Here is a 7,134-nt window from a genome sequence, read left to right on the forward strand (position 1 = left end):
GGCAGTGAGAATCCCCAGCCTCCCACGCCCTCCCCCAGCCCGGATGTAACGCCCAGCCCCTCTCCTGTCCCGGACGCTCTTCATATCGTTATTACAGATGAAGTTCGGGCGAAACTGAAAGATAACTTGAATCCCGAAATGCTGCTGGACTATGTTTTGAATGGGAAGAATGATGATCCCACTTTTGCCTATGATGGAACTACAGCTACATGGGATATTTCTCTCACCACCAGTCCAAGTGTAGGCAAATACTTTTTGGGGGATTGGTTGGATATTCCAAGCGATTACAACAATACCTCAGCGGTTGCAAATGGATTTGTCCAAATGCTTACCCGAACAGTAAGCGATAGATTCTATATAACTGCGGACGAGGAAACAAACTGTTTTTGTCTTTACTATCACCCGGCAGAGGTCGAGGACAGTGCTCAAATGCGGGAAATCAAGTCGCTTTTGAATCTGCCCGATACCATAAAATATGACCGCAGTCTTTGTTATGAAGGCGCTGGCTGGGCCGGACCCTTGAGGTGGGAGTTATACGGCGCACAGGGGATAGCAGAGAAAATCGAGTATTACCTTACGGATATGCACACGGCCATACAATATTATTTGACTGAGCCGGAGCCAGGGAAGTTCTATAATTAAGGACATGAAATGCCCACGCTTAGCAATTACTCGCAAAACACCACCTTTGGAAGATTCACAAAACGGCATTACCGAGGACTTGAAAGCCGCTGATTTGATGGCGTAGGTTGGCAGGATAAACAATGTTCAGGCTTGCGCGAGAGAAATTGTTAATAGTGAAATCGTTCTTGTGTAACAACAATGGCCCTCCAATCATGGAGAGGCCATTGTTGTTATAGAATCTTTTATATCATCAGAACACACTGCGGCAAATGCATCATGTGATGTCCCGTAATAGGCATCAAAATCATCCCGCCCACGGTTAACCATCCCCAAAATACCAGCAGCCACACCGAGCGGAAATCCGTTGTCACCCCGCCTTCATCCAGAATGCGCATGCCCCACTCCTCCGGCGCCATCGAACGCACCTGCTCCAGTGTCAGGCCGCGCAGTATCTCCCGGGGTACCACCTTATTCTGCTCCCCGGAAACCTCAGCCGGGTGCACCATAGCGTGTACCTCCAGCAAGAGCGCCCTTATCTTGTCGATATCCGCTCCCTACAACGCGGTTTTTAGTTCCTAATACCTTTCATAAAATGCTGAAATAAGCTCATTTTTATCAAAATTCTCCCTCCAATTTCTCAAACTGCCGCACCAATACACTCGTCGACCACTCATACATATCCATAGTCTCATACTGCCTGTACTCACACTCTAGCGACACCAGCACCATCAAATACACATCATACCACAAGGCCCGCCGTTTCTGGCTGGCTGTCAGATCCCATATTCCATACCCCGCAAAAAAATCCTCATTCCGGGCATAGGTGCGGAACCCCACCTCCATCAGCGGGTCGGCCCAGAGACTGCGCTCCCAGTCGATGATGCCGGTGACTTTGCCGCCCTCCACAAAGATGTTGCCGTCCCAGCAGTCCCAGTGGACCAGCCGGGGCTCGATGATTTCCTCGAAAACCGGGCAGTCGCGGTCCAGCATTTCCCAAAGCCTGCCAACGTCTATCTTTATGTCCACATGGCCGTTTTCCGCGTCCGTCACCCCGGCCTCAAGCATTTTGCGGAACACAGGGAACCACTGCTCCCCTTGAAATTCCGGCTGGCCCGGGTAGCCAAAGCGCGGGCATCTTATGTCATTTATTCTTCGGTTTATGGCCCCCACCTGCCGGTTAATATCCCCGATCTCTCCATCCGTTAGGCTGCTTTTTATGGAATTAAGGCTTTTCCCCGCCAGTTTCTCCATGAAGAAATAGGGAGAGGCGCAAATAGCGCGGCTGTTGTCCCATCCCAGCACCGCCGGGGCGGGCAGTCCCGCGCTTTTTGCGGCCTTCATGGCATTGACTTCGCTGTACATGATATTGCGCTCATAGGTCATTATCCTGGTGCCTGGAGCCGGCGCAACTTTCAGGATGACCTTCTCGCCACTGTCCAGCTCCACCTCATAGGCCACATTGAAATAACCCTCAGTAAGCTCTGTATAGCCAACCATATTTTTGCCGGGAAAGCAATGCTTTACCATGCGCTCGATGGCTTCTCGACTCTGTTCATTTTTTGTCAAGCTTTTCATTTATAATACCTCTCTGTTTCTTGTAAATTATCACGGCCCACAGGGCTATGAGCCAGTCGCTGAGTGCCAGTGCCCACCAAACTCCGTCCATACTTTTTAAGGTTCCGGCTATCAGCAGTATGGGCAGACGGATAAGGAAAACGCTCCCCAGGGAGAGGAAAAGCACCCTTTTCCCCTGTCCCAGCGCTTGCAGATACGCCTGTACAATGGGCAGCAGCCCGGCGGCCGCCAATGTCCAGCAGAGCACCCGCAAGGCCGCGCTGCCTTGGGTAATCAGCTCTTTATTGAACAGCGCCATCACTTGCTCTGAGGCAAAGTACAACACGACTGCCGCAGAGAGGCCATATGCCAGCGCGAATAGGAACGCGTACCTCATGATGCGCCTTATCCGGCCCATATCCCTGCGCCCAAAGTCAAACCCCAGCATGGGCTGGATGCCCTGCATCACCCCGAAGAAGGGGGTGCACACAAAGCTCTGCACCCGGCTGACGATGGTAAAAGCGCTGATCGCGGCGGTACCTCCGACGGCCCCTAGCACCTGGTTTCCCAAGGTGCCCGCCAAAGTGCCGCCCAGGCTCCCCAAAAACGATGGCAGCCCTACGCCCGCCATCTCCCGGAAGGCCGGTCCGTTCCAGCGGACATCTCTTAGCGCCACCCGACAGGGCGTTTTCCTGCGGAAGAAAAAGTAGTATACGCTGTTTGCCGCCGAAAATAGCTGGGCAATGAGCGTTGCCAGCGCCGCCCCGGCAATGCCAATATGCAGGCCATAGATAAACACCGGGTCGAGGATAAGGTTGATAAGCACCGGGCCGCTCCACTGGATGGTGGAATAGCCGATGTCGCCCTGGGCGCGCATGATGCCGGAAAATCCAGTGCTGACCACCGTACTCAGGAGCATGATGCGGCCATAGTCCACGGCGTAGGGGTATATCTCCGGGGTACAGCCCAGCAAGTCCAGCAGCGGGTCGAGGAAAATCAGCCCTGCCGCTGTGATGACGGCCGAGCACAAAAGCCAGACAAACATCATGCACCCCACCACTCTGCGCCCCTGGGAGTCGTCCCCCTCCCCCAGCCGCCGGGAGATGACCGAGCCGCCGCCGGTGCCCAGGGTGGAGCTGATACCGTTCACCAGGGTCAGCACCGGCGCGAAGACGCCCACAGCGCCGCTTGCCATGCCGCCTACGCCGTTTGCCACGAAGAAAGTGTCCGTCAGGCTGTATACATGGTACAGAAAAAGGGAGAAGGTGGTCTGGGTGCAGAGCGAGAGCATGAGCCTGCCTACTGGTCCCTCCAATTTGTTGCGCTGCATAAATATTCCCCCTTGCTGAACCAATTATATCAGCGAGGGGGGCTTTTGTCTATTTATTCATTTGCTCTGTGTTCTCTATTGATTTGACTATAATTTTCCCTGTACTCCGTAGGCGATATGCCGAACTTCTCCTTCATCCCCTGATACACCGAGGCGGCGCTGCGGTAGCCTACCAGCTCCGCTATCTTCTCAATCGGATATTCTGTTCCGGCCAGCAGGGTGGCGGCCTTTTCCAGCCTGTACTCCCGCAGCAGATCCAGGAATTTCATGTTGCAGTGTTCCTTTATGGCGCGGCTGAGATAGCTTGGGCTGAAGGAAAACTCCCTGGCGAGCCCATCCAAAGTTACTGTCTCGCTGTGTTCGTAGATATACTCGGTAATGCGCCCCATCTCCACCGCGCTGTGCCCCAGCTTGTACCGGCGCTCCTGCCCCTCGCGGCGGGATAGAGCAATAAGCAATAGCTGTAGCCAGCTGGTCTGGGCAATATTTTTATACGGATCTTCCGTATAGTATTCGGTCATCATAGTCTCTACGAACAGCCTTTCTTCGCCGGTACAGCCAGTGTAATGGAGATAGTGATAGTAGTCCTTCGTGCCCGCCCAGAACCGGGACTGCTGTTCGCCCAGCCGCTGGGTAAATCCCGGCAGCAGGGTGCCCGTCGGGATTATCACCTTGATAAGCACTGCGTTCTCCTCCTCCTGCAGAAGGGCGTGGACGACATTTGGGGCTAGTATGAAGATGTCGCCCTTATGCAGAGTGACACAAGTACCCAGATTTTCAATGAACTGCAGGCAATTCCCGCTGTACATATAGAGCAGCTCCACGAAGGTGTGCCGGTGGAAGTAGAAGGGGGTATGGTACAAATGTACTTTTGCGGAGAAGTAGTCCTGGGTGCGGGTGAGGACTCGCCTGCCGGTCTGTATCTCCCTGGCATCCGGGAATTGATAGGTGCCCTCGGAGAGGGAGCGCTCCATATCGGAAGTGATTTGGTACTCGTCGGGCATTAGGGTGGGGAGGTCCCTGTTCAGGCGGAGGGTTTCCTGGAGGCGGGAAGTTTCAAGTATGTGAGCAAAGGATGCGCCCATTGAATGATGCTCCTTATGTAGATAATAACTCAAAAGCAATTTCAAAAACAAGTCTACAGCAGGAAGCCTTAAATGTCAATGGCATTTCTTTAAAAGTGAGACTCAAAGAAGCTCTGAACTATGACCTGGCCTTATGACAAAAATCTCCGTTTCTTTGCTGAGGTCATGGCGCTTAGCGCCGCGACGATAGGCGTCTTCTAAATGTAAATTTTTTGCAAATCAGGGCCATATACCTATAATATCGTAGTAAAATAATACAAATTATGGGGAATATCCACAATGAAGAGGATAAATTAAGGATACTTTGACTGGACTTTGAATTTTGTCAAGTGTATAATATTAGTGGTAAGATAATTAGAGGGGAGTAGACTTGGTACTCCCCAATCCGCAACGCGGCGTATTGGCTTCGGCTGAACGCCGCTTTTTTCATGCCCATTTTGGGTGACCAGGGGCGTCGCCCCATCACATAGAATACTTTCAAGGAGTGATGCTATGGCAATTTTCAGAGTACAGCACGACAAGGACTACACGGTGATGAGCAATCACCACCTGCGTGACCCAGCGCTCTCGCTCAAAGCAAAGGGACTGCTCTCGCAAATGCTGGCCCTGCCGGATGATTGGGACTATTCCGTCGCGGGGCTGGCCTACATCAACCGCGAGGGTGTAGGGGCTATCCGTTCAGCCATAAACGAGTTGGAACGGGCTGGCTACCTGCAACGAGTACAGGGGCGCGGCAGCGGCGGTAAGCTGGTGAACATTGTCTACAATGTTTATGAACAGCCGGTGTGCAAAAACCCGACAACGGATAATCCGCTAACGGAGAAACTGCCGATGGAAAATAGCACGCAACAAAATAAAGATAAACAAAGTAAAGATAAAATAAATATAGATATATCCAATCTCATCCTTTCCCGAGAGGATGGGATTGGAATTGAAACGAGTTATGCCGACTATGAGCGGTTGGCAAAAGAAAACATTGAGTACGACCACCTGGTAGATGTGGTAGACAAGCCACTGCTGGACGAGCTAGTGACCATCATCGTGGAAACTGTATGTACGCAGCGAAAGGTAGTGCGTATCGCCAGCGACGATTACCCGGCGGAGATGGTCAAGAGTAAGTTTCTAAAGCTGACCGCCGAACATATCGAGTATGTTGCTGATTGCTTTCACGCCAACACCAGTGAAGTGCGCAATATCAAACAGTATCTGCGAGCTATGCTATTTAACGCCCCCACAACTATGGACAGCTACTATGCGGCAAAAGTGGCCCATGACATGGCCACATGAGCGCGGAGCGTACTCTGCCGAGCGTTAGCCAGGCAGTAGATAGAGAAATCGCAAGTTTTGCGTTTTCTCTACGAGCCAGCATCGCATTTGTCCCGACACTCGTGCGGACGAGTGTGCGGACAAACGCAGCTTGGATAGGGGAACCCCCTATGACCCCTGCTTTTAGACATATTCTAATTTGAGAGGAATGATTATTTGAATAACCAGAAGAAGTTTGACATGAGAATGACCGAGCAGGACTACAAGCGCCTGACCCGTAAGGCGCGCAAATGCGGGCTTACAAGATCAGGCTACATCCGGCTGCTAATTCACGACTATAAGCCTCGGGAGGCTCCTCCTGCCGATTACTATGGCATGACTCGGGAGTTGAAAGAAATTGGCAATAACATGAACCAAATAGCTTTCATGGCTAATGCCACTGGCCTTGTTGATGAAGGTGCGTACTACCAAGAGGTTCTGCGCCTGCGAGACGCTATCCAGCGCATCGAAAAGGCGGTCACAGGCCAGATTGATGAAGTTGATTTTGATGATGAATAAGCAAGATTGCACGAACCCAGCGGGAGTTTCCTGCTGGGCATTTTTCGTTTATGGAGGTATGCCTATGGCGAAAGACAAGAAGGAAACTGTTGGAAGGACTGTCAGGTCGGAAAGCGGCACCCAGTATTTTGTGGTGGGGAAATACAAAATCAAGGTGTCGGAGCACTTCCCGGAGCAGGGAAAATCAATCGATAATTTACTGGAGGACGCTGTGCACCGCGCTGCATCCTGAGAGATGTTTGAAGTAAAATAAAGCTGGAAATCGGCCCATGTTTGTGCTATACTGAACTTAGCGAGTATTGCATAAGCGTGGGTTGTTTCCATTTAAGGAGGTTTTTTGAGTGAAACAACCGAGCAATACAAAGATTTACAAGACTGCGCTCTACATGAGGTTGAGCCGTGACGATGAGCTGCAGGGCGAAAGCGGCAGTATTCAGACCCAACGCATGATGCTGCGGCAGTACGCCCAAGAGCATGGGTTGGCCGTCATTGACGAGTATGTGGACGATGGATGGAGCGGCACAAACTACGACCGGCCGTCGTTTCAGCGCATGATTGACGACATCGAGGATGGCAAAATCAACTGCGTGGTGACGAAGGATTTATCCCGCCTGGGCCGCAACTATATCCTGACAGGCCAATATACGGAGAAGGTTTTCCCTCTCTATGGAGTACGGTTTATCTCCATCAACGATGATTTTGACAGCGGCAAGCTCC

At 51.8% G+C, this 7,134-nt stretch carries 9 protein-coding genes; 5 read left to right on the forward strand and 4 right to left on the reverse strand.

Annotation, left to right across the window (positions count from 1 at the left end):
- Window positions 1-642: hypothetical protein (locus tag D5270_RS16005; RefSeq protein WP_207709415.1), on the forward strand; the 642-nt coding region annotated here is incomplete at its 5' end.
- Between the two features lie 224 nt (window positions 643-866).
- Here the strand turns inward: D5270_RS16005 and D5270_RS16010 are convergent.
- The 4 genes from D5270_RS16010 to D5270_RS16025 form a co-directional block, all read right to left on the reverse strand.
- Window positions 867-1,130 (reverse strand): hypothetical protein, encoded by a 264-nt coding sequence (locus D5270_RS16010; protein ID WP_166545025.1) that lies wholly within the window; start codon window positions 1,128-1,130, stop codon window positions 867-869.
- A 109-nt stretch (window positions 1,131-1,239) separates the two neighbouring features.
- Window positions 1,240-2,199, reverse strand: a complete 960-nt coding sequence (locus D5270_RS16015) for a phosphotransferase family protein (RefSeq protein ID WP_166545026.1) — start codon at window positions 2,197-2,199, stop codon at window positions 1,240-1,242.
- The gene (locus tag D5270_RS16020) at window positions 2,177-3,508 is read right to left on the reverse strand and encodes an MATE family efflux transporter (protein ID WP_166545027.1); all 1,332 of its coding nucleotides are present in this window, start codon (window positions 3,506-3,508) and stop codon (window positions 2,177-2,179) included. Before D5270_RS16020 ends, D5270_RS16015 begins: the two co-directional genes overlap by 23 nt.
- Before the next feature lie 53 nt (window positions 3,509-3,561).
- Window positions 3,562-4,593 (reverse strand): AraC family transcriptional regulator, encoded by a 1,032-nt coding sequence (locus tag D5270_RS16025; RefSeq protein WP_166545028.1) that lies wholly within the window; start codon window positions 4,591-4,593, stop codon window positions 3,562-3,564.
- A 492-nt stretch (window positions 4,594-5,085) separates the two neighbouring features.
- On the opposite strand from D5270_RS16025, the gene D5270_RS16030 reads away from it, so the two are divergent.
- The 4 genes from D5270_RS16030 to D5270_RS16045 form a co-directional block, all read left to right on the forward strand.
- The gene (locus D5270_RS16030) at window positions 5,086-5,880 is read left to right on the forward strand and encodes a DUF6017 domain-containing protein (protein WP_166545029.1); all 795 of its coding nucleotides are present in this window, start codon (window positions 5,086-5,088) and stop codon (window positions 5,878-5,880) included.
- 195 nt (window positions 5,881-6,075) lie between these two features.
- Window positions 6,076-6,417 (forward strand): plasmid mobilization protein, encoded by a 342-nt coding sequence (locus tag D5270_RS16035; RefSeq protein WP_243150420.1) that lies wholly within the window; start codon window positions 6,076-6,078, stop codon window positions 6,415-6,417.
- Window positions 6,418-6,481: 64 nt separating this feature from the next.
- Window positions 6,482-6,649 carry a hypothetical protein gene (locus D5270_RS16040; RefSeq protein WP_166545030.1) on the forward strand — a complete coding sequence of 56 codons (168 nt, stop codon included), beginning with the start codon at window positions 6,482-6,484 and terminating at the stop codon, window positions 6,647-6,649.
- Between the two features lie 109 nt (window positions 6,650-6,758).
- The coding region (locus tag D5270_RS16045) for a recombinase family protein (RefSeq protein WP_442858619.1) at window positions 6,759-7,134 on the forward strand (376 nt) is incomplete at its 3' end.

It is taken from the genome of Acutalibacter sp. 1XD8-36, assembly GCF_009917525.1.
Taxonomy (GTDB): domain Bacteria; phylum Bacillota; class Clostridia; order Oscillospirales; family Acutalibacteraceae; genus Acutalibacter.